Genomic DNA, 19,282 nt, shown 5'->3' on the forward strand with positions numbered 1-19,282 from the left:
TTATTTCACAATACGTGCGTCTTCTAACGGCCAATATAACATATTAGCTTTACCAATTACTTGATCCATTGAAATCGTACCGATTGAACGGCTATCTTTACTAAAACGACGATTATCACCTAAAACAAATAATTGATCTTTTGGAACGGTTTTCTTGCCTGTCATTTCTTCAAGATTAAAATCATATGTAAGCGGTCCGTCAGCAATTTGCTTTTTCTGCTTGTCTAAATACGGCTCCTCATAAGCCTTTCCGTTAACATACAGTTTATCATTACGATACTCTATTTCATCGCCTGGCAGGCCTATAATGCGCTTAATGTAATCTTTATCTTCTGTTGCTCGAAATACGATAATATCAAAGCGTTTTGGATCTCCAATGTGATAACCAATTTTATTCACAATCATTCGATCACGATCATGTAAAGTAGGTGCCATCGATACCCCGTCTACGAGAATTGGCGCAAAGAAAAACTGTCTAATAACACCAGCTAATACAACAGCAATCAAAATTGCCTTAATCCATTCCCAAAGTGAACTCTTCTCTTTTTTCATGCATTTCCCCTCCACGGTTATGTAAACTGCTCGTATTATACCAAAATTTCATATAGATTGGAAAAAGGGAGCTTGTGCATTTACAAGCTCCCATACATGTCTTATCGAATTTCTTTAATACGTGCTTTTTTACCGCGAAGGTTACGTAAGTAGTATAACTTAGCACGACGTACTTTACCACGGCGAAGTACTTCGATTTTCGCGATTCTTGGCGTGTGAACTGGGAATGTACGCTCAACACCTACACCGTAAGAAATCTTACGAACTGTGAATGTTTCACTGATTCCGCCACCACGACGTTTAATTACAACACCTTCGAAAAGCTGAATTCTTTCACGAGTTCCCTCAACAACTTTTACGTGTACACGTAAAGTGTCACCAGGACGGAATGAAGGAAGGTCAGTTTTTAATTGGCCTTTTGTAATTTCTGCGATTAATTGTTGCATATTAAATTCTCTCCTTTAAACAGATGCTCTTATAAAGTCTTAATAAATTACAGCGGAACATCGTTAATACGGCTACTGATTTCAGTAGCACAAATGTTATAATAGCATATTACTAGGCCTGTTGCAATAGCAAATATATGAAGTTATTACTGCTCTCGCTTTATTTCCTCAAGCCATTTTTTCTCTTGTTTAGATAACTCTCTCTCATCTAACAAATCCGGTCTACGCGTATACGTTCGACGCAAAGATTCCTTATGTCGCCATTCATCAATGTTTTTATGATTCCCTGACATTAATACATCCGGTACCTTCATACCACGAAAATCAGCCGGACGTGTATAATGAGGATGCTCTAATAAACCTGTACTAAACGAATCCTCTACTTGTGAAGCATGATTTCCTAGCACACCTGGCAAGAGACGTACAACACTATCAGTAATAACCATAGAGGCTAATTCTCCGCCCGTTAATACATAGTCACCAATAGAAATCTCATCCGTTACGAGATGCTCACGAATTCGTTCGTCATACCCTTCATAATGCCCACATACGAAGATCAAATGTTCTTCCCCTGCAAGCTCTTCCGCTTTCTTCTGCGTAAATCTTTCGCCCTGCGGACACATTAAGACAACTCTAGGCTTACGCTCTGTCTCTTTCGTCAAATCTTCTACAGCATCAAAAATAGGCTGAGGAGTAAGCACCATACCAGCTCCTCCGCCGTAAGGATAATCGTCTACACTATTATGCTTACTTGTTGTATAATCACGAAAGTTAACAACACGAAGGTTTACCGCTTCTTTTTCTTGTGCCTTCTTTAATATAGAAGATCCAAATACACCGGTAAACATGTCTGGGAACAACGTTAAAATATCAATTTTCATTATAGCAGCCCTTCCATTACATGAATGGTTACTAATTTATTTTCAATATTAACTTGAAGTACAACGTCATCGATATAAGGAATTAAGAGATCTTGACCCTTCGGGCGTTTAATTACCCAAACATCATTTGCACCAGGAGATAGAATCTCTTTGATTGTCCCTAGCGCTTCTCCTTCTTCCGTTACAACACTGCAACCAATAATTTCATGATAGTAGTATTCACCTTCAGCAAGTTCACCTAACTGCTCTTCTGGTACTTTTATTAAAGAACCTTTAAACTTCTCTACTTCATCTACATTGTTATATCCTTCAAATGTTAATAAATCGAATGTCTTATGTTGGCGATGAGAAGTTACCTTCACCGGAAGGTAGTCTGTGCCTTTCTCATTCGATATGTATAACGTGTTTCCTACTTTATATCGCTCTTCTGGAAAATCAGTACGAGAAATAACACGGATTTCTCCTCTTACGCCATGAGTATTTACAATTTTCCCTACGTTAAACCATTTTGTCATAAATAGTATGTCACCCCTGGTTTCTATATAAATTAAGCATCTCCATTTCACAGATGGAACATGCACTCTCTATTTAAATGTTAAAAAAGGGAGAGGAATAACTCCTCGCCCTTTTTTACGTTTATTGAATTTCCAGTGTTACTTTTTCATCATTATGATGTCCCACTGAATACAAGAGCATTCGAATCGCTTTCGCAACTCTCCCTTGCTTTCCAATGACTTTTCCAACATCCTCAGGATGTACAGTTAATCGATACTTTATCTCTCCGTTGCAAAGTTCCTGTGTAACTTTTACATCTTCAGGATAATCGACAAGAGGCTTGACAATCGTCTCGACTAACTTCTTCATAGTCATTGCCTCAATTACTTACCTTGTTTAGATAAGTGGAATTTCTCCATGATACCTTGGTTAGAGAATAAGTTACGAACTGTATCAGATGGTTTAGCACCATTTCCTAACCATTTTAATGCTGCTTCTTCGTTGATCTTAACTTCAGCTGGTTGAGCAACTGGATTGTAAGTTCCGATTTCCTCAATGAAACGTCCGTCACGAGGAGAACGAGAATCTGCAACAACTACACGATAGAAAGGAGTTTTTTTAGCTCCCATACGTTTTAAACGAATTTTAACTGCCATTTATAAAGCACCTCCGAATTTATTTCACACAGATAATTATATTAGCAAAAAGACTATTGCTTTGTAAAGTATTTTTTCTTAACAGAGCCATCTTTTTTTCCTTACATGAATGGAAACTTCAATCCACCTAGTCCTTTTTTCTTACCTTTTTGCATTCCCGTCATCGTCTTCATCATTTTTTTCATGTCATCGAATTGTTTAATTAGACGATTGATTTCTTGTACAGTTGTACCGCTACCTTTGGCAATGCGCTTTTTGCGACTAGCATTGATTATTTCCGGTTGTTCTCGTTCTAATTTAGTCATAGAACGAATAATTGCCTCAATATGCCCAATTTGTTTTTCATCAACTTGTGCATTTTTCAGCCCTTTAATTTTATTTGCACCAGGAAGCATTCCTAACAATTCATCAAGCGGCCCAAGTTGACGCACTTGTCCAAGTTGTTCTAGGAAATCGTCAAGCGTAAACGAAAGCGTACGCATTTTTTGCTCAAGTTCTTTCGCTTTCTCTTCATCAACTGTAGCTTGCGCTTTTTCAATCAATGTTAAGACATCGCCCATCCCTAAAATACGGGATGCCATACGCTCTGGATGGAACGCTTCAATTGCATCTAGTTTTTCACCCATACCAGCAAATTTAATCGGCGTGTTTGTTACAGCCTTAATAGATAATGCAGCACCACCGCGCGTATCACCATCTAATTTCGTTAATACAACACCTGTTAAACCTAACTGTTCATGGAAACTTTGCGCAACATTTACCGCGTCTTGTCCCGTCATCGCATCGACAACAAGGAAAATTTCATCCGGTTTCGCAACTTCTTTAACTTTCGCTAATTCATCCATTAGTTCTTCATCAATATGCAGGCGACCCGCTGTATCGATTAAAACATAATCGTGATGATCTTCTTTTGCTTTTGCAATCGCTTGTTTCGCAATTTCAACAGGACTTACTTGATCTCCTAAAGAGAATACAGGCATGTCCAATTGCTTCCCTAATGTTTCAAGCTGTTTAATCGCTGCTGGACGGTAAATATCCGCTGCAACAAGCATCGGTTTACGGTTATGCTTTTTACGAAGCAAATTCGCAAGCTTACCTGTCGTCGTTGTTTTACCCGCACCTTGCAGACCAACCATCATAATAACAGTCGGTGGCTTATTAGCAACAGCAATTTTGCTTTGCTCTCCGCCCATAAGTTCTGTAAGTTCTTCCTGTACAACTTTAATTACTTGTTGTCCAGGTGTCAAACTTTTCATTACATCTTGTCCGACAGCACGTTCAGACACACGCTTCACAAAATCTTTTACTACTTTAAAGTTAACATCTGCTTCTAAAAGAGCTAGACGAACTTCTCTCATCATTTCTTTCACATCGGCTTCAGAAACTTTTCCTTTGCCGCGGATTTTTTGCATTGTCTGTTGAAGTCGGTCGGCTAATCCTTCAAATGCCATATTGCCGCCCTCCTAATCTAATTTTTCGATAGCTTCAACAACTTGTTTCATTTCTTCATTTACATGCTCTTCTTCGCTGATTAGCTGTTTTAGCTTTGCAACAAGTCGCTGTCGCTCTTGAAACTTTTGAAGTAATACTAATTTTTCTTCATATTCTTCAAGCATCGCTTCAGTCCGTTTAATGTTATCATACACGGCTTGGCGACTTACATCAAATTCTTCCGCAATTTCCCCAAGAGATAAATCATCTAGATAATAAAGCGACATATAACTTCTTTGTTTTTGCGTTAACAACGATTGATAAAAATCAAATAAATAGTTCATTCTCGTTGTTTTTTCGAGCATGTTGGATCATCCTTTGTTAAGTGATTTCCCTTTACATGAATTAGTTTACATGTAGTCCAAAAGAGTGTCAAGTTTTTTTCTTAACATCATATATTTTTTATAGAAAAAGAAGCGGAAATACCGCTCCTTTCACTTATACTTCTTCTGTTTCTACTAAGTTCGCAAATAAACCATACACATATTGTTCTGGATCAAACTGTTGCAAGTCATCCATTTGCTCTCCTAATCCAACAAACTTCACTGGTACATCCATTTCGTTACGAATCGCTAATACAATACCACCTTTAGCAGTTCCATCTAACTTCGTTAAAACAATACCAGTTACATTCGTTGTTTCACGGAATGTTTTCGCTTGGCTTAAACCGTTTTGTCCTGTTGTTGCATCAATAACAAGTAATACTTCATGAGGAGCACCTGGTACTTCACGCTCAATTACACGCTTCACCTTCTCTAATTCTTTCATTAAATTTACTTTATTTTGCAAGCGTCCTGCTGTGTCACATAGTAATACATCTACCTTACGTGCTTTCGCAGCTTGTACAGCGTCATACATAACCGCCGCTGGATCAGATCCAGATCCTTGTTTAATCACTTCTACACCAACGCGATCGCCCCATACTTCTAATTGTTCAATCGCTCCAGCACGGAATGTGTCTCCTGCCGCTAATAGGACTGACTTACCTTCTGATTTAAACTTATGCGCCAGTTTACCAATTGTCGTCGTTTTTCCTACACCATTAACACCAACAAATAAAACAACCGTTAATTGGTCCTCTTGCATATTAATTTCGTTACTAAAATCGCTGTCGCCTTTGTAAATTCCTACTAGTTTTTCTGAAATAACAGCTTGTACTTCTTTTGGATCTTGAATGTTACGACGTTGTACTTCTTCTTTCAATTGGTCAATTAATTCCATTACCGTCGCAACGCCAACGTCTGCACCGATTAAGATTTCTTCTAACTCTTCGAAAAAATCTTCGTCCACTTTACGGTAACGATAAACTAAATCATTCACTTTATCCGCAAATGAATTTCTCGTTTTTTCTAATCCTTGTTTAAATTTCTCTGTAACTGTATCCGTTTGTTTTGAAATTTTTTCTTTTAGTTTTTTAAAAAAACTCATACTTTCCCATCCTTCCTATTCACTTGCAATAAGTTCTTCTCCGGCGTCTAAACGAACCGAAACAAGTTTAGATACCCCTGATTCTTGCATTGTTACACCGTACAACACATCAGACTCTTCCATTGTACCTTTTCTATGTGTAATTACAATAAACTGCGTCTCATTACTGAATTTCTTTAAATACTGTGCAAAACGAGCTACATTCGCCTCATCAAGGGCTGCCTCTACCTCATCTAGTACACAGAATGGTACTGGGCGTACTTTTAAAATACCAAATAAAAGCGCAATTGCTGTTAAAGCACGCTCTCCACCTGAAAGTAAACCTAAGTTCTGCAGTTTCTTCCCTGGCGGTTGTGCTACAATATCAATACCCGTATTTAGTAAATCCTCTGGATTAGTCATTACTAAATCCGCTCTACCGCCTCCAAATAATTCAGAGAATACCGATTGAAACTCCATTCTAATGCCTTCAAACGTAGTAGAAAAGCGTTTTTTCATTTCTTCATCCATTTCGGTAATAAGCTGGTGCAATGTCGCTTTCGCTTCTTCTAGGTCGTCTCTCTGCTCTAGTAAGAATGTATGACGCTCCGCTACACGTTCATATTCATCAATTGCCCCTAGGTTCACTGTACCTAACTCTTCTATAGATAATTTGATTAATTTTACTTTCTTACGCGCATCTTCTGCAGGCATTGTCATTGTATATTTTAGTTTTGCCGCTTCAAATGAAATCGTATATGTTTCACGTAAATGTTGTAATCTATTTTCCAACTCTACATCAAGTCGATTTATTCTCACTTCTTGATCTTTCAACATTTCAAGAATATATTTATGTTTACCTGTCGTTTCTTTCAAATTGCGCTCTAAATGTTCTACCCTCTCTTGCAACGATACACGTTGTTCACGACGAGAGCGAATTAATTCTGAAGTTTGATTACGATCATGTGCTTTCTTCTCAATCATATTCGTAATTTGCTCTTCACCACTTGAATTAGATGTCATTTCTTGTTTTAAGAACGCTAAATCCTCTTTCGTTTTTACAAGTGTCGCATCCGTTTCTTCTTTTTCCTTCGTCAATCGTTCAACTTTTTCTTTTTGATTAAATAAGCGTTGTTGCTTTTCAGCTACCAGCACTTTTAACTCCGTCATTTCTTTTTGAACTTTTTCTTTCGAAGAATGTTGCTCACTTTTTTGTTTTGTTAAAGCTACAATTTTACTATCTAACTTAGTGATATCAGCTTGAAGATTCGTTAAAATCCCTTCTAACTCCTCTTTACGCCCTTGCATTTTTACTCGATCTTGTAAAAACCCTTCAATCTCTAAATCATAAATAGACAATCGATCATTAATACGATGTTCTTCTAATTCTAGACGATTAATCTCTTCTCTTAATTTCTGCTCATCTACACGATCTACTTCTACAGTTTGCCTTAGTTCGCGTATTTTCACTTCTTTTTCTTGAATCTCTTGTTTTACTGCTTTAACAAAGTTTTCTAACTTCATTGTTTTTTCTTCCATATCAGTTAACTTGCGAGTCCACTCTTCCAGTTCACGTTGGCGTCCTAATAAAGAAGATTTCGCTTGCTTTACCGCCCCACCAGTCATAGAACCGCCAGGATTCACTACATCACCTTCGATTGTTACAATGCGATAACGGTATTGCAGTTGTTTCGCCAACTCATTTGCTCCGCGTAAATCTTTCGCAACAATAACCGTACCTAATAAATTTGAAACTACATTTTCATATTTATTGTTGTACTGCACAAGTTCTGCCGCCACACCTACAAACGATGGGTGTTGATTTGCAATGCGTAATTGCTCAAATGATAAAGACCTGCTTTTAATAACAGCTTGCGGTAAAAACGTTGCACGTCCATGTTTATTTTGCTTTAAAAATGCTATCGCATTACGAGCATGCTCCTCTGTTTGTACAACAATATGCTGCATCGCTGCACCTAGAGCAATTTCCATTGCAACTTCGTATTCTTTCGGTACCGTTAACAGTTCCGCAACAGCACCCTCGATACCTTGCAACCTATTTTCTCTAGCTTTCAATACTTCACGTACACCTTGATAGAATCCAGAATAATCTTCTTGCATCTCTTCAAGCATTTCTTTTCGAGAACGTGCCTGTTGCACAAATTGATATGCTTGATACAGTTTTGTTTCATTTTCACTATACTGCGTCTTACATTTCCCAAGCGCCGCCTCTGTCTTCTGTATGTTTGAGAGAATGCCAGCTACTTTTTCTTTCGCTTGTTCGTAACTTTCTACAAGTTTCGTCTTTTTCGCTGTAATTTCCATACGCATTTCTACATATTTCGCATTCTCTTCATCTAGACGCTCGTTTTTAGACGTTTGCTGTTTAGATTGTTCTTCAATCATAGATAATTCATTACGATGACTAGCTTGTTGATTTAAAAGCTCAATATAGTCACCTTTTAAATTCTCAATCTGTTCCTCTAAATTGTCAGCAAAAGTAGCAAGCAGTTGCTCATTATCATGCAATTTTTGCTCCAACTCTTTTACTTCATTCACAAATTGCATTAAAGCTTCTGTACTTGACTCAATCTCACCATCGTAACTTTTAGCTTTCTCTGTTAATTCAACAATTAACTGCTCAAGTTGCGCACAATGCGTCGTAGCATTTTGCTTTCTCTCTTTTAACAACTCACGCTGCCCTTCAAGTTTTTCTAGCTCTTTACTAGAAAGAAGAAGTACTTCTTGCAACGAGTCTACAGACTCATCTACCGCTTGTAATTGTCCTCGTAATTCCTCAAGCTCTTCTTCACTTTTTTGTAAATTCGTTGACATTTTAGCTTCTTCGTTTTTATTATGCCCAAACTGATTTCGAAGCGCTTCCCATTTCTCGTGCAATTCTTCAATTTCATGGACAATAAGCGCAGCTTCTACTTTCTCTAATTCTTCTTTATTCTCAAGATAATCTTTCGCAATAGAAGCTTGTCTTTCTAAAGGTTCTACTTGACTACTTAATTCATGAATTATATCTTGTACACGATTTAAGTTTTCTTGTGTTTCTGCTAATTTCCCTTCAGCTTTCTTTTTGCGAAGTTTGTATTTTAGTACGCCTGCCGCTTCTTCAAATACACCTCGACGCTCTTCTGACTTACTACTTAAAATCTCTTCCACTTTCCCCTGGCTAATAATTGAAAAAGCTTCTCTTCCCATACCAGAGTCCATAAATAAATCGATAATATCTTTCAATCTACATGATTGTTTATTAATATAAAAATCACTATCACCTGAACGAGATACACGACGTGTTACACACACCTCATTGTATTCAATTGGTAAACGTTGATCTTCATTATTTAAAGTTATTGTTACTTCAGCAACATTAACCGCTCTCCTCGTATCACTGCCTGCAAAAATAATATCCTCCATCTTTGCACCACGTAATGATTTTGCAGATTGTTCACCAAGTACCCAGCGAATTGCATCAGTAATATTACTTTTCCCGCTTCCATTAGGTCCTACTACAGAAGTTACACCTGGGACAAAATCAACAGATACACGCTCAGCAAAAGACTTAAACCCTGCTATTTCTAATCTTTTTAAAAACACGAAAGGCCTTCCTCCTATTCTCCGTCGTTATAAATGTTCTCTATACAAAAACAAGTATTATACGGATTTACCTTCTTTTTCATTATAAACAAAAAGAAAGTTTCATTCTATGCACAAGGAATCCCCCTCATTCAAAGGGGGATTCCTTATAGTTGTTCTTTTAATTTTTTCAATGCTTCTGCAGCAGCTTGTTGCTCTGCTTCTTTTTTCGACTTACCACTACCAAGACCTAAAGCTACGTTATTTAACGTAACACGTGACACAAATTCTCGATTGTGAGCTGGTCCTTTTTCTTGCAAAATTTGATACTCAACATTGCCACTGCCATCACGCTGAATCAATTCTTGCAACTGACTCTTATAATCCATCACATGAGAAAAAGCACCCTCATTAATTTTCGGATATACAATTTCTTTTAAGAATTCCCAAACTGTTTCTAGCCCTTGATCAAGATAAAGGGCACCAATAAACGCTTCAAAGACATCCGCTAATAAAGCTGGTCGTTCACGTCCACCTGTCATTTCTTCACCTTTTCCTAATAAAACAAGGCTACCAAATGACAATTCGTTCGCAAAACGAACAAGAGATGGCTCACATACAATAGCTGCACGTAGTTTTGTTAACTCTCCTTCGCTCATTGTCGGATATTTTTGAAACAGATACTGCGATACAGTCAGTTCCAATACTGCATCTCCAAGAAATTCAAGACGCTCATTATCTTCATGCGGTTTTTTTCGATGCTCATTCACATACGATGAATGCGTAAATGCTTGAATCAATAATTTTTCATCTGTAAACGTAATACCTATCTTTTCTTGAAACACTTTAAATGCTTCACGATATTTTGTTTCGTATTTTTTTTCTCTATATTTTCGGTACGGCATAGGTCCCTCCAGATATAAGCCAGAAAGCCCCGCTAAAAAACGGGACTTCACTTAAGCATTATAGATGACTCTCTATGTAAGTCACAGCATCGCCAACAGTAGCAATCTTTTCAGCATCTTCATCAGAAATTTCCATTTCGAATTCATCTTCTAATTGCATTACAAGTTCTACTACATCTAGGGAGTCTGCTCCTAAATCTTCCTTGAAGCTTGCAGCTGGTACTACCTCAGTCTCTTCTACTCCTAAACGATCAACGATGATTTTTGTTACGCGCTCTAAAACATCTGCCATTCCATTCACCTCCCCTCAAATATTATATTAAATATTGACCAAAAAAACTAGGTGAAATCGATTCTTTTATTACATTACCATACCGCCATCAACATTTAACGTTTGACCTGTAACATATTTGCTTTGATCAGAAGCAAAAAACGTTACAGCATTCGCGATATCTTTCGCTTCACCAAATTGAGCAGCTGGAATAACTTTTAACATTTCGGCTTTAATATTCTCATCTAGTACATCCGTCATATCAGTCGCAATAAAGCCCGGCGCAATTGCATTCACTGTAATATTTCGACTTGCTAACTCTTTTGCAGATGTTTTTGTTAATCCAATAACACCCGCTTTAGCAGCAACATAGTTAGCTTGTCCTGGGTTTCCTATAACACCAACAACCGAAGCGATGTTTATAATTCTACCGTGACGTTGACGCATCATATAACGAGATACTGCTTTTGTACATAAGAATACACCTTTTAAGTTTGTATTAATAACTGTATCCCATTCTTCTTCTTTCATACGCATTAATAAATTATCTTTCGTTACACCAGCATTATTTACAAGAATATCAACTTGTCCAAATGTATCTACTGTTTGTTTCACCATATTTGTAACATCATCAGCATTTGCAACATCTGCTCTTACCGCAATTGCATCAGAACCTAATTTTTTAATTTCATCTACTACTTCATTTGCTTTTTGTTCATTACCAGCATAATTTACTACTACATTTGCCCCTTGTTTCGCTAAATCAATCGCAATCGCGCGACCAATTCCACGTGAAGCGCCAGTTACTAATGCTACCTTCCCTTTTAACATCAGTTTTCTCCTCTCAAATTTGAAATGGTATCTTTTAATGTCTCTTCATCGTATATCGCATATGCTTTTACTGATGAATCAATTGACTTCATAAGTCCAGCAAGTACTTTTCCAGGTCCAATTTCAATAAATGTATCTACTCCCTGGTTCACCATATATTCAATAGACGGGTACCATAATACAGGCGAATAAAGCTGTTCGATTAACTTTTCTTGAATGTCTGCACCACGTGTAATAACTTCCGCCGTAACATTTGCAATAACAGGAATATTCGTGTCATGAATTGTAATTTCATTTAAAACACTTTGGAACTTCTCAGCTGCCGGCTTCATAAGTGAAGAATGGAATGGCCCACTTACTTTTAGTGGAATTGCTCTCTTTGCACCATTTTCTTTCGCTCTTTGAGAAGCAACCTCTACGCCTTGCTTCGTTCCAGAAATCACAATTTGCTTCGTACTATTCATATTAGCGATTTGCACTGCATATCCTTCACTTGTTACTTCTTCTGTAACTTGTTTCAGCATATGTGGGTCAGCACCTAATATAGCTGCCATTGCGCCTTCCCCGCCCGGAACAGCTTCTTCCATATATTCGCCACGTTTCCTTACAGCATATACAGCATCTTCAAAAGTTAATGCACCAGCTGCTACAAGAGCACTATATTCACCTAAACTATGACCAGCGACAAAGTCAGGTGTAATGTCATACTCTTTCAAAGCTGTCAAAATAGCAAAACTCGTTGTTAATAATGCAGGCTGCGCATTTGTTGTTAATGTAAGCTTTTCCTGCGGTCCTTCAAAAATCACTTCTGAAAGTGAATCTTCCAACACCTCATCTGCTTTTGCAAACACTTTTGCAACCTCTTTATTATTCTCTGCTAATTGTTTACCCATTCCAACTGCCTGTGAACCTTGGCCCGGAAAAAGAAATGCTATTTTTCCCATTTCAAATCCTCCTCTTATTGGAGTGACTCTTTCTCCATTACGCTTGAAATCGTAGGAATTACTTCTTTCGCTACCATTTCTCTCGTTTGACGAATCGCACTAAATATCGACTGATCATTAGAAGAACCGTGAGCCTTAATGACAGGTGCTTTCAATCCAAATAATGCAGCTCCTCCATACTCCGAATAATCCATTTTATCTTTTAATACCATAAGTTTTGGCTTTAATACCGCCGCTGCTAATTTGCTCGTAAATGAACTCATTAACTGTTCTTTCAACATAGAGAATAGCGCAAGTGCTGTTCCCTCTAATGATTTCAACGCTACATTCCCTGTAAAACCATCACATACAACAACATCTGCTACACCTTGCAATAAATCTCTTGATTCAACGTTCCCCACGAAATTAATTGGCGCATCTTTAAGCATTGCAAATACTTGCTTTGAAAGCTCGTTTCCTTTTCCATCCTCTGTTCCAACGTTTAATAGTCCAACGCGAGGATTTTCAATTCCTCTTACCTTCTCAGCATAAACAGATCCCATTACTGCATATTGATATAAATGAATTGGTTTTGCATCAACATTTGCTCCAACATCTAACATAACAAAACCTTTTCCATCTACAGTTGGCATTGTAGGCGATAAAGCTGGTCTCTCAATTCCTTCCATACGACCGACTACAAATAATCCAGCTGCCATTAAAGCTCCTGTACTACCTGCGGATATACAAGCGTCTGCTTCTCCATCCTTTACTTGTTGTGCCGCAAGCACCATTGAAGCTTGTTTTTTTCGACGAACCGCTCTTACTGGTTCCTCCGTTGATTCTATTTTTTCGTCTGTATGAAGAATAGTAATTCGTTCATCACTCATTAAGCATTGACGAATTTCCTCTTCTTTCCCTACTAACGTAATATGTAAATCAGAATATTCCTTAATAGCTTTCATTGCCCCTAATACTACAGCCTTTGGAGCGTGATCTCCGCCCATTGCATCTATTGCGATTTTCATAAGTTGTTACCTTCCTCACTATAATTACTAGATCGATACATTTCAAAAGTGCCTGTAAAAACAAGTTCTTCTCCAACGAAGCTACGCACTTTGACAACCGTCCGTCCTTTATCATTCTCTACATCTTCAACGCGCGCTTTTGCAACAACACGCTCTCCTAATTTTACAGGGCGAATGTATCGAATGGTAGACTTTGCAGTTAAAGCTAATTCTTCATCAATAACCGCAACAGCTAGTGAGTTTGCTTGCGCAAACAGATGATGCCCACGAGCGATTTGATTTCTTTTAAATACATGTTCTATCTTTACTTCAAAGATAGAGATTGCATGTCTATCTAATTCAATATCAATAATTTCTCCAACAACCTCTTCTAACGGTAAAGATTTCACATCTTCTTCATGTTGCTTTGTAGCTACATGTTTAATTCTCTCTCTTAATTCAGGAATAGACAATTCCATACGATCAAGTCGTACCGTTTGTATACTCACTTGAAATTTTTCCGCTAAATCTTCATCCGTAATAAAAGGATTTGATTCGATTGTTTGTTGTAATAACTCTTGTCTTTCTTTTTTACTTCTTCTTTTTTTCATACCGCACCATCCATTTTTATGACTAGGTACTAACAGTAGTATATAATCATTAAAAGTAGAATGCAACAAAAACTTTTGTTGACTCCCTTTAATCGAGCTTTTCTCCTTGGAACACACCTGTCCCATCAAGATACGTACGCAAGGCAGCATACTGATCATTGTGCCAAAACGCTTCTGAATCTACTAGTATCGCCGCATCTTGCCTTGCCGTTTCTAACGCTCGATAATCATGTACCATGTCAGCAACCTTAAATTCTGGTAAGCCACTTTGCTTACTCCCAAAGAAATCTCCAGGACCTCGTAATTCTAAATCTTTTTCTGACAATACAAATCCATCATTTGTTTCAGTCATTATGCGCATTCTTTCTTTCCCTGTTTCTGATTTAGGGTCTGCTATTAATAAACAATATGATTGTTCACTACCACGGCCGACACGCCCTCTAAGCTGATGAAGCTGCGATAAACCGAAACGTTCTGCATCATAAATAACCATTACAGTCGCATTCGGTACGTTCACACCTACTTCAACAACTGTTGTCGATACAAGAATTTGTACTTTATTTTCACTAAACTGTCCCATTATCTCTTCTTTTTCCTGAGACGATAATCTCCCATGCATCAATCCAACTTGGCATTTCCCTTGGTAATGATGCGTCAGCATACTATGTAAGTCGATAGCATTTTGCACATCAAGTTTCTCAGATTCTTCAATTAGAGGACAAATAACGTATGCCTGTCTTCCTTTTTTTATCTCCTTTTCAACGAAACCGAGAACGCGATCTAACATATCATGTTTTGCCCAGTATGTTTCAATCACCTTTCTACCTGCTGGCATCTCATCGATTATCGAAACATCCATCTCTCCAAATGCAGTAATTGCAAGCGTACGCGGAATTGGTGTCGCTGTCATAAATAATACATCTGGACTTTCACCTTTCTCCCGTAAAACTCGGCGCTGCGCTACACCAAATCGATGCTGTTCATCTGTAATAACGAGACCCAACCTATGAAATATAACTTCATCTTGAATTAAGGCATGCGTTCCAACAAGAATATCTATTTCTCCTTGTTCTAACTTCGCTAAAATTTCTCGACGTCTCGCCCCTTTAACAGAACTTGTTAACAGTTCCACCTTCATACCAAAATGCGAAAACGTTTCAGCAAGCGACTGATAATGTTGCTCAGCTAAAATTTCTGTAGGAACCATTAAAGCACCTTGATAATGAGCTAATTTCGATGCATAAAGACCAATCGCAGCAACAACTGTTTTCCCAGAACCAACGTCACCTTGCAATAGTCGGTTCATCCGATAAGGAGATGTCATATCTTTCAAAATTTCATCTACAACTCGGCGCTGCGCACCCGTTAATGGAAACGGCAGTGCATCGATAAATTCTTGTAATTCTGCTGACGGAATCTCTTTCTTCGTCCCTTTTGAATTTTCCCTCTCCATTTTCCGGAGCGTTTGCATTTTCAGCTGAAATAAGAAAAATTCTTCATATACAAAACGGCGACGCGCTTGCTTCAAATCTTCCTGTCCTACCGGAAAATGCAATGCCCTGAGCGCTTCATATCTTGGTAATAATTTATATCGCCCTAACAAACCATCCGGTAACACTTCGACTATAGAATCTCCATATTCCTTTAACGCTTGAGCAATAAAACGACGCATCTGTTTTACTGTAAGTTTCCCCTTTACTGAATAAACAGGTTCCACTTCTTGTTGACGTACAACCGGTCCAAAATGAAGTTCTGATACAGCAATTGTTTGACGATGTTGATCCCATTTACCAGTAATCGTTATCGTTTCATCTAACTTTAATTTTTGCTTATAGTAAGGCCTATTAAAACATACCGCCGTAATTAAATAACGACCGACGAGAACACGAACTGTTAAACGCGATTTCTTCTTACCATAATATTGCAGCAAAGGAGCACTATGAACCTTCCCTTCAACCGTTACACGTTCATCATGCTTTACTTCAGCAAGATCTTTCATCGCATAATCTTCATAACGGTACGGAAAATGTTCTAATAGATGAGAAACTGTATAAATACCCATCTCATGTAGTAACTCAGATGTTTCTCCTCCGATCCCCTTTACATCCGTAACAGGAACTTGTACAACATCATTCAAGATTCTCACACCCCGTCACATTATTTTCTTTATTGCATTTTATTTGAGTACCAATTAGCATCTGTAATCGCTCTCTTTCACCTTATATATTCTATCATAGGCATTCTAAGAGAAACTACTCAAATCCCTTATATAAAACAAGTAAAAAAGAGCCTCACTATTAGCAGCAAGGCTCTTTTCTCTCTTCAATATGCTAGCCTTTTGAATAAAAACTAGTAATAAACTTCATATTACTACTTCTTATCCATTAGCAAGTAAGTAATCCATTTATTTTCAAAACGAATCTTATCTTATTCTACAGAGAAGATGAAAGAATACACTGGTTGGTTTCCAGCATGTACTTCTACTTCTGCATCCTCAAATTTCTCTTCTACAAATTCAACTAACTCCGCTACTTCTTCATCAGTTGCATCTTCCCCTTGTAGAATCGTTACGATTTCAGAATCTTCATCAATAAGCGCTTCTAGCAATTGCTTCGCAGCTCCTACTTTTTCAGCATTTGTAGATACAATTTTCCCATCTGCAATACACATGAAATCATCTTTTTGAATTGCTACACCATCAATTTCCGTATCACGTACAGCATACGTAATTTGACCTGTTTTCACATGAGATAAAGCTTCTTGCATGTTTTCTTCATTCTCTTCTAACGTTCCAACTGGGTTAAATGCTAACATTGCTGCCATACCTTGAGGAACTGTTTTCGAACGAACAACAATAACTTCTTGATTTACAACTGATGCCGCTTGTTCTGCTGCCATTACAATATTTCCGTTATTCGGTAAAATAATGATTTTTTCAGCATTTGCTTCTTCAATTGCCTTCACGATATCCTCCGTACTTGGATTCATCGTTTGACCACCTTCGATAACTTTCGTTGCGCCAATGCTCTCAAATAAAGTTTTAATACCAGAACCCATAGCTACAGTTACGATACCATATGGTTGTTTTTCTTTCGATTGAGCTGGTTGCTCAGGAACCATAGTAGGTTCATCTAACAAAGCAGTATGCTGTTCACGCATATTTTCTACTTTAATCTTAATTAAACTACCGTATTTTTGCCCGTAGTTCATAGCGTCTCCAGGATGTTCTGCATGGATATGAACTTTTACAATTTCATCATCAGACACAACTAGTAGAGAATCACCATATACACTAATATCTTCACGGAATTTTTGTTCAGAGAAATTATGCTCTTTTACCTTTTCAGCCTCTAATTTCACCATGAACTCCGTACAATATCCATACTTAATATCTTCTGTACTCAATTGGCTTTGTACACTACGGTGATGTTCTGCGCGTACCATTTCATTCATAGATGGTTGCGTCGGTGCATCAGAAGAAATCGTTTCTCCTTTTAAGTCAGCTAAAAACCCTTCGTATACCACTACAAGACCTTTACCACCGCTATCTACAACGCCAACTTGTTTTAATACAGGTAATAAATCTGGCGTACGATTTAACGATGCGTTTGCTTCTTTCACAACGTCTTCCATAAACAAAACAAAGTCGCGCTGTTTTTTCGCAACTGTTACTGCATATTTACCCGTTTCTCTTGCAACCGTTAAAATCGTTCCTTCAATCGGTTTCATAACCGCTTTATAAGCCGCCTCTACTCCAGCTTCTAGTGCTGCAGCAAAATCAACTGTTGTTAATTCTTCTTTTTGTTCAATGGATTTAGAGAAACCACGGAACAACTGAGATAAAATAACTCCAGAGTTACCACGAGCTCCCATTAATAATCCTTTGGCTAAACTTACGCCGACTTTACCAGCATGCTGTGAAGGATTTGCTTTCACTTCACGCGCACCTGAAGTCATAGATAAGTTCATGTTTGTACCGGTATCGCCATCTGGAACTGGAAATACGTTTAATGCATCAACAAGCTGAACATTATTTGTTAAATTATTCGCTCCTTGCATGATCATTTGTGATAAACGTTTTCCATCAATTTTTTGAATTGACACAGATTTTCCTCCTTAATGCACATTACAAGTTTATTACTTTAACTCCTTGTACGTAGATGTTTACAGAATCTACTGCTAGTCCTACAGTTTGATCTAATGTATATTTCACTTTCGTCTGCACATTATGTGCCACTTCTGAAATTTTCGTACCATAGCTCACAATAATATACATATCAATATGTACTTCATCTTCATCTTTACGAACAATAACACCTCTAGTGAAGTTTTCTTTTCGTAAAATGTCTGTTAATCCATCTTTTAACTGATTTTTTGATGCCATACCTACGATACCGTAGCAATCTACCGCGGCACCTCCAGCAATTGTTGCAATTACATCTGTACTAATATCAATTTGACCGTACTTCGTTTTAATTTCAATTGACATCTCGTTTCCCCCTTCATAAATGGTGAAAGTGAGCTAGACTACTTTAGTTACTATCATATAATCTTTTTAAAGAAAATTCCATCGTTCTTTCTTTTCACTCTCATATTTTATGTTTTAAATTACACTTTTTTATGATGAGCAAAATAGTCCATTGTTATTATACAACATGTACCACTATAATATGTCAAGCAATTTTTATGGATTTCAACTTTTCTTCATTGACATATAGTGTCAAGTAAATTTTCTTGATTTCTTTTTTCTACGGTGTTGCATTCTCTTTTTAGTTGTGTTAAATTATAGTAGTGTTTTTAGCATCGCATAAAAGACTAACATTGAAAAATTACGTATGGTAAGGTATCAAGGGAGGGAAATATAAATGGCTCGTGTTTGTGCTATTACTGGAAGAAAAGCTCGTTCTGGTAACTCTCGTTCTCACGCAATGAACGCTACAAAACGTAAGTGGGGCGCTAACCTTCAAAAAGTTCGCGTACGCATCGACGGAAAAGTTCAACGTGTTTACGTTTCTGCTAGAGCATTAAAATCTGGCAAAATCGAACGTGTTTAATAATAAAAAAAAGAGCCGATAGGCTCTTTTTTTACTATAACAATGGAAAAAGCACCGGTGATAGGTGCTTTTTTTAATCTTTTTTGAAGGTATTTAACATTGCACGAACAATTCCACCAAGAAATTTAGGTAACTTAATTGTATAAAATCTCATGGTTTCCCTCCTA

The 19,282-nt window shown here is 37.5% G+C and carries 21 protein-coding genes; 1 reads left to right on the plus strand and 20 read right to left on the minus strand.

Annotated features, from left to right (window positions below):
- From lepB to BC_RS19220, 19 genes are all read right to left on the minus strand, one after another.
- Positions 1–552 (minus strand): signal peptidase I, encoded by a 552-nt coding sequence (gene lepB / locus BC_RS19130; RefSeq protein ID WP_000711853.1) that lies wholly within the window; start codon positions 550–552, stop codon positions 1–3.
- Between the two features lie 101 nt (positions 553–653).
- Entirely contained in the window at positions 654–998 is a 345-nt protein-coding gene (rplS, locus tag BC_RS19135) for a 50S ribosomal protein L19 (protein WP_001186516.1), read from the minus strand.
- Positions 999–1,144: 146 nt separating this feature from the next.
- Positions 1,145–1,879 carry a tRNA (guanosine(37)-N1)-methyltransferase TrmD gene (gene trmD, locus BC_RS19140; RefSeq protein ID WP_000686903.1) on the minus strand — a complete coding sequence of 245 codons (735 nt, stop codon included), beginning with the start codon at positions 1,877–1,879 and terminating at the stop codon, positions 1,145–1,147.
- Complete coding sequence (gene rimM / locus BC_RS19145; protein ID WP_000170278.1) at positions 1,879–2,394, minus strand: ribosome maturation factor RimM; 516 nt, start codon at positions 2,392–2,394, stop codon at positions 1,879–1,881. The genes trmD and rimM overlap by 1 nt, the downstream gene beginning before the upstream one ends.
- A 121-nt stretch (positions 2,395–2,515) precedes the next feature.
- Positions 2,516–2,743 carry a KH domain-containing protein gene (locus BC_RS19150; RefSeq protein ID WP_000737401.1) on the minus strand — a complete coding sequence of 76 codons (228 nt, stop codon included), beginning with the start codon at positions 2,741–2,743 and terminating at the stop codon, positions 2,516–2,518.
- A 14-nt stretch (positions 2,744–2,757) separates the two neighbouring features.
- Complete coding sequence (gene rpsP / locus BC_RS19155) at positions 2,758–3,030, minus strand: 30S ribosomal protein S16 (RefSeq protein WP_000268750.1); 273 nt, start codon at positions 3,028–3,030, stop codon at positions 2,758–2,760.
- Between the two features lie 101 nt (positions 3,031–3,131).
- Complete coding sequence (gene ffh, locus BC_RS19160) at positions 3,132–4,481, minus strand: signal recognition particle protein (protein ID WP_000863460.1); 1,350 nt, start codon at positions 4,479–4,481, stop codon at positions 3,132–3,134.
- Between the two features lie 12 nt (positions 4,482–4,493).
- Complete coding sequence (locus BC_RS19165) at positions 4,494–4,826, minus strand: putative DNA-binding protein (RefSeq protein WP_000891062.1); 333 nt, start codon at positions 4,824–4,826, stop codon at positions 4,494–4,496.
- A 133-nt stretch (positions 4,827–4,959) separates the two neighbouring features.
- The gene (gene ftsY / locus BC_RS19170; RefSeq protein WP_000007656.1) at positions 4,960–5,949 is read right to left on the minus strand and encodes a signal recognition particle-docking protein FtsY; all 990 of its coding nucleotides are present in this window, start codon (positions 5,947–5,949) and stop codon (positions 4,960–4,962) included.
- Positions 5,950–5,964: 15 nt separating this feature from the next.
- Positions 5,965–9,534: a chromosome segregation protein SMC gene (smc, locus tag BC_RS19175; RefSeq protein ID WP_000478972.1), complete on the minus strand. Its 3,570-nt coding sequence runs from the start codon at positions 9,532–9,534 to the stop codon at positions 5,965–5,967.
- Positions 9,535–9,680: 146 nt separating this feature from the next.
- The gene (gene rncS / locus BC_RS19180) at positions 9,681–10,418 is read right to left on the minus strand and encodes a ribonuclease III (protein ID WP_001146875.1); all 738 of its coding nucleotides are present in this window, start codon (positions 10,416–10,418) and stop codon (positions 9,681–9,683) included.
- Positions 10,419–10,476: 58 nt separating this feature from the next.
- Positions 10,477–10,710, minus strand: coding sequence for an acyl carrier protein (gene acpP, locus BC_RS19185; protein ID WP_000786062.1), 234 nt, complete (start codon positions 10,708–10,710; stop codon positions 10,477–10,479).
- A 69-nt stretch (positions 10,711–10,779) separates the two neighbouring features.
- Positions 10,780–11,520: a 3-oxoacyl-[acyl-carrier-protein] reductase gene (fabG, locus tag BC_RS19190; protein ID WP_000911773.1), complete on the minus strand. Its 741-nt coding sequence runs from the start codon at positions 11,518–11,520 to the stop codon at positions 10,780–10,782.
- On the minus strand, positions 11,520–12,464 hold the full coding sequence (gene fabD, locus BC_RS19195) for an ACP S-malonyltransferase (RefSeq protein WP_000515899.1): 945 nt from the start codon (positions 12,462–12,464) through the stop codon (positions 11,520–11,522). The genes fabG and fabD overlap by 1 nt, the downstream gene beginning before the upstream one ends.
- Positions 12,465–12,478: 14 nt before the next feature.
- Positions 12,479–13,471 (minus strand): phosphate acyltransferase PlsX, encoded by a 993-nt coding sequence (gene plsX / locus BC_RS19200; RefSeq protein WP_000684092.1) that lies wholly within the window; start codon positions 13,469–13,471, stop codon positions 12,479–12,481.
- Positions 13,468–14,061, minus strand: a complete 594-nt coding sequence (gene fapR, locus BC_RS19205; RefSeq protein ID WP_000747348.1) for a transcription factor FapR — start codon at positions 14,059–14,061, stop codon at positions 13,468–13,470. The genes plsX and fapR overlap by 4 nt, the downstream gene beginning before the upstream one ends.
- 88 nt (positions 14,062–14,149) lie before the next feature.
- Positions 14,150–16,198, minus strand: coding sequence for an ATP-dependent DNA helicase RecG (gene recG, locus BC_RS19210; protein WP_001000816.1), 2,049 nt, complete (start codon positions 16,196–16,198; stop codon positions 14,150–14,152).
- Positions 16,199–16,488: 290 nt separating this feature from the next.
- Complete coding sequence (locus BC_RS19215) at positions 16,489–18,165, minus strand: DAK2 domain-containing protein (protein WP_000027130.1); 1,677 nt, start codon at positions 18,163–18,165, stop codon at positions 16,489–16,491.
- Between the two features lie 22 nt (positions 18,166–18,187).
- Complete coding sequence (locus BC_RS19220) at positions 18,188–18,550, minus strand: Asp23/Gls24 family envelope stress response protein (protein ID WP_000021109.1); 363 nt, start codon at positions 18,548–18,550, stop codon at positions 18,188–18,190.
- Positions 18,551–18,926: 376 nt separating this feature from the next.
- On the opposite strand from BC_RS19220, the gene rpmB reads away from it, so the two are divergent.
- Entirely contained in the window at positions 18,927–19,115 is a 189-nt protein-coding gene (gene rpmB, locus BC_RS19225; RefSeq protein ID WP_000124776.1) for a 50S ribosomal protein L28, read from the plus strand.
- Between the two features lie 73 nt (positions 19,116–19,188).
- On the opposite strand, the gene spoVM is transcribed toward rpmB, so the two are convergent.
- Entirely contained in the window at positions 19,189–19,269 is an 81-nt protein-coding gene (gene spoVM / locus BC_RS19230; protein WP_001213599.1) for a stage V sporulation protein SpoVM, read from the minus strand.
- Between the last annotated feature and the right edge of the window lie 13 nt (positions 19,270–19,282).

Source organism: Bacillus cereus ATCC 14579, assembly GCF_000007825.1.
In the GTDB taxonomy this organism is placed as follows: Bacteria; Bacillota; Bacilli; order Bacillales; family Bacillaceae_G; genus Bacillus_A; species Bacillus_A cereus.

Excerpts from the sequence above, each read along its gene's own strand:
- lepB (WP_000711853.1), bottom strand. The coding sequence starts at position 552 with ATGAAAAAAGAGAAGAGTTCACTTTGGGAATGGATTAAGGCAATTTTG.
- rplS (WP_001186516.1), bottom strand. The coding sequence starts at position 998 with ATGCAACAATTAATCGCAGAAATTACAAAAGGCCAATTAAAAACTGAC.
- trmD (WP_000686903.1), bottom strand. The coding sequence starts at position 1,879 with ATGAAAATTGATATTTTAACGTTGTTCCCAGACATGTTTACCGGTGTA.
- rimM (WP_000170278.1), bottom strand. The coding sequence starts at position 2,394 with ATGACAAAATGGTTTAACGTAGGGAAAATTGTAAATACTCATGGCGTA.
- BC_RS19150 (WP_000737401.1), bottom strand. The coding sequence starts at position 2,743 with ATGAAGAAGTTAGTCGAGACGATTGTCAAGCCTCTTGTCGATTATCCT.
- rpsP (WP_000268750.1), bottom strand. The coding sequence starts at position 3,030 with ATGGCAGTTAAAATTCGTTTAAAACGTATGGGAGCTAAAAAAACTCCT.
- ffh (WP_000863460.1), bottom strand. The coding sequence starts at position 4,481 with ATGGCATTTGAAGGATTAGCCGACCGACTTCAACAGACAATGCAAAAA.
- BC_RS19165 (WP_000891062.1), bottom strand. The coding sequence starts at position 4,826 with ATGCTCGAAAAAACAACGAGAATGAACTATTTATTTGATTTTTATCAA.
- ftsY (WP_000007656.1), bottom strand. The coding sequence starts at position 5,949 with ATGAGTTTTTTTAAAAAACTAAAAGAAAAAATTTCAAAACAAACGGAT.
- rncS (WP_001146875.1), bottom strand. The coding sequence starts at position 10,418 with ATGCCGTACCGAAAATATAGAGAAAAAAAATACGAAACAAAATATCGT.
- acpP (WP_000786062.1), bottom strand. The coding sequence starts at position 10,710 with ATGGCAGATGTTTTAGAGCGCGTAACAAAAATCATCGTTGATCGTTTA.
- fabG (WP_000911773.1), bottom strand. The coding sequence starts at position 11,520 with ATGTTAAAAGGGAAGGTAGCATTAGTAACTGGCGCTTCACGTGGAATT.
- fabD (WP_000515899.1), bottom strand. The coding sequence starts at position 12,464 with ATGGGAAAAATAGCATTTCTTTTTCCGGGCCAAGGTTCACAGGCAGTT.
- plsX (WP_000684092.1), bottom strand. The coding sequence starts at position 13,471 with ATGAAAATCGCAATAGATGCAATGGGCGGAGATCACGCTCCAAAGGCT.
- fapR (WP_000747348.1), bottom strand. The coding sequence starts at position 14,061 with ATGAAAAAAAGAAGAAGTAAAAAAGAAAGACAAGAGTTATTACAACAA.
- BC_RS19220 (WP_000021109.1), bottom strand. The coding sequence starts at position 18,550 with ATGTCAATTGAAATTAAAACGAAGTACGGTCAAATTGATATTAGTACA.
- rpmB (WP_000124776.1), top strand. The coding sequence starts at position 18,927 with ATGGCTCGTGTTTGTGCTATTACTGGAAGAAAAGCTCGTTCTGGTAAC.
- spoVM (WP_001213599.1), bottom strand. The coding sequence starts at position 19,269 with ATGAGATTTTATACAATTAAGTTACCTAAATTTCTTGGTGGAATTGTT.